The sequence below is a fragment of the Streptomyces spongiae genome (assembly GCF_009377185.1).
Lineage (GTDB): Bacteria > Actinomycetota > Actinomycetes > Streptomycetales > Streptomycetaceae > Streptomyces > Streptomyces spongiae.
Window position 1 is genome coordinate 1 of record NZ_VJZC01000863.1, and the last position, 3,048, is coordinate 3,048.

2 protein-coding genes and 1 pseudogene are annotated in these 3,048 nt (G+C 74.4%); all 3 read left to right on the forward strand.

Translation table 11 applies throughout. The annotated features are described in order from the left end of the window. Positions 1-740, forward strand: a pseudogene (locus tag FNH08_RS47945) (SLC13 family permease); the annotation flags it as partial. 60 nt (positions 741-800) lie between these two features. Continuing rightward, positions 801-2,279, forward strand: a complete 1,479-nt coding sequence (locus tag FNH08_RS47950) for an acyl-CoA synthetase (protein ID WP_322726602.1) — start codon at positions 801-803, stop codon at positions 2,277-2,279. After that, the coding region (locus FNH08_RS47955) for a carboxyl transferase domain-containing protein (RefSeq protein ID WP_322726603.1) at positions 2,272-3,048 on the forward strand (777 nt) is incomplete at its 3' end. The genes FNH08_RS47950 and FNH08_RS47955, both read left to right, overlap by 8 nt.

Sequence of the window (3,048 nt, forward strand, 5' to 3'; positions counted from 1 at the left end):
GGTCCGGGCCCAAGGGTGAGTCCGGGACGGCCAAGCCCCACGGGGACACGGGCGGCACCAGCCCCACCGCCGTCGCGACCGCCACTCCCATCCGCCCCGCCGATACGGGCACCAGCACCGGCACCGACACCGGCACCACCCGTCTCACCCCCTCCCGCGCCGCCACGCTCACCGCGCTGGTCGCCCTCGTCGTCGCCGTACTCGGCTTCGACCTGGACGCGGGCCTCACCGCGATCACCCTGGCCGTGCTGCTGAGCGCCGCGTGGCCGGACGACAGCCGCGTGGCGGTCGGGCAGATCGCGTGGCCCACGGTCCTGCTGATCTGCGGTGTCCTCACGTACATCGGCGTACTGGACGAGATGGGCACCATCACCTGGGCCGGCGAGGGCGTCAGCGGTATCGGCGTCCCGCTGCTGGCCGCGGTGCTGCTCTGCTACATCGGCGCGATCGTGTCGGCGTTCGCCTCGTCCGTGGGCATCATGGGCGCGCTGATCCCGCTGGCGATGCCGTTCCTGGCGCAGGGCGAGATCGGGGCGATCGGCATGGTGTCGGCGCTCGCGGTGTCGGCGACGGTCGTGGACGTGAGCCCCTTCTCGACGAACGGCGCGCTGGTGCTGGCCGCGGCACCGGACGTCGACCGGGAGCGTTTCTTCCGGCAGCTGATGGTGTACGGAGGGATCGTGGTGGCGGTGGTGCCCGCGGTGGTGTGGCTGGTGATGGTCGTGCCCGGCTGGGGGTAACCCCGTGGCCCACGGGCGGCAGCCACGACAGCAGACAGAAACAGCTAAGGAGTACGACGCGTGTCCTCACTCTTCCCGGCCCTGACCGACTCCCCGGCCGCCTCCCCTGCCGAGCGGCCCGCCCTACGGTTCGGCGAACGCTCCCTGACGTACACGGAACTCGCCGCGGCGGCGGGCGCGCTCGCCGGGCGGATCCAGGGAGCGGGCAGGGTCGCCGTCTGGGCCACCCCGACCCTGGAGACGGCCGTCGCCGTGGTGGCCGCCCTGCTGGCCGGAGTGCCCGCCGTCCCCCTCAACCCGAAGTCGGGCGACGGCGAGCTGGGGCACATCATCAGGGACAGCGCGCCCACCCTCGTCCTCACCGCACCGGGTGCCGAACTCCCGCCCGCCCTGGGCGACCTGGAGCGCGTGGACATCGACGTACGCGACCAGGGACCGTACGCCCCCGCCACCGCGGCCGCCGCCCCGGCCGCCGTCACCGCAGAATCCCCCGCCCTCGTCGTCTACACCTCCGGCACCACCGGCCCGCCCAAGGGCGCCGTCATCCCCCGCCGGGCCATCGCCACGACCCTGGACGCGCTGGCCGACGCCTGGCAGTGGACCGGGGACGACGTCCTGGTCCACGCGCTGCCCCTCTTCCACGTCCACGGGCTGATCCTGGGCATCCTCGGCCCGCTGCGGCGCGGCGGCTCCGTACGGCACCTGGGGCGGTTCACCGCCGAAGGGGTCACCCAGGAGCTGAACGAGGGCGCCACCATGTTGTTCGGCGTGCCGACGATGTACCACCGGCTCGCGGAGGCACTCCCCGACGACCCCGCGCTCGCGAAGGCGCTCGGCCGGGCGCGGCTGCTCGTGTCCGGTTCGGCGGCGCTGCCGGTGCACGACCACGAGCGGATCGCGGCGGCGACCGGGCGGCGGGTCATCGAGCGGTACGGCATGACCGAGACCCTCATGAACACGAGCGTGCGCGCGGACGGCGAGCCGCGCGCCGGGACGGTCGGAGTGCCGCTGCCCGGCGTGGAGTTGCGGCTGGTGGAGGAGGACGGTTCGGCCGTCACGGCGTACGACGGCGAGACCGTCGGGGAGATCCAGGTGCGCGGCCTCAACCTCTTCACCGAGTACCTGAACCGTCCGGACGCGACCGCCGCCGCCTTCACCGAGGACGGCTGGTTCCGCACGGGCGACATGGCGGTCCGCGATGCCGACGGGTACGTACGGATCGTGGGTCGCAAGGCCACCGACCTGATCAAGAGCGGGGGTTACAAGATCGGCGCGGGCGAGATCGAGAACGCCCTTCTGGAGCACCCGGCGGTACGCGAGGCCGCCGTCACGGGCGAGCCGGACGACGACCTCGGCGAGCGCGTGGTCGCGTGGATCGTGCCCGCCGATCCCCAGTCCCCGCCCACCGCCGGCGAACTGTCCGACCACGTCGCCGCGCGCCTCGCCCCGCACAAGCGCCCCCGCGTCGTGCACTACCTCGACGCGCTCCCCCGCAACGACATGGGCAAGATCATGAAGCGGGCGCTGAAGCATGACTGAGCCGCCCGCCCAGCACTCGGCCGGGCACTCGGCTCGGCACTCCGCCCGCGAGATCATCGCCCTGGTCACGGACGACTTCACCCAACTCCCGCACCCCGCGAAGGAGTACGAGCCCGACGGCCCCCTCGCCTGGCAGGGCTACGACGCCTCGCGCGCCCGCGCCGCCGAGCGCACCGGCGAGGAGGAGTCCGTCGTCTGCGGCCGCGCGACGATCGGCGGTACTCGGGCCGTGGTCCTGGCCTTCGAGTTCGGCTTTCTCGGCGGCTCGCTCGGGGAGCGGACCGGGGACCTGCTGGAGGCGGCGTACACGGAGGCGCGCGAGCACCGGCTGCCCGTCGTGGCACTCGTCGCGACGGGCGGCAGCCGGATGCAGGAGGGCATGCGCGCGCTCACCCAACTCCAGCGCGTGGCCCGGCAGTCGGCGCTGACGCGGGAGGCGGGGCTCGCGCAGATCGCCGTACTGCGGGACCCGACGACCGGCGGCGGCTGGGCCACCCTGGGCGCGGGCGCCGACGTCGTCCTCGCGCTCCCCGGCGTCCAGGTGGGCTTCGCCGGCTCCCGGGTGCGCCCACCGGACGCGGACCCGTCGGCGTACACGGCCGAGGCCCAGGTGGCGGCGGGCGCGGCCGACGCGGTGGTACGACCGGAGGAGTTGCGCGGGACGCTGGCGCTGTGGCTGGGCCTGCTGACCCACCCGTCACAGGAACCGGCATCCCCACCGGCGTCCCTGGCCGCGCCGCCGTCCCCGACCCCGGCCACGCCCTCGCCC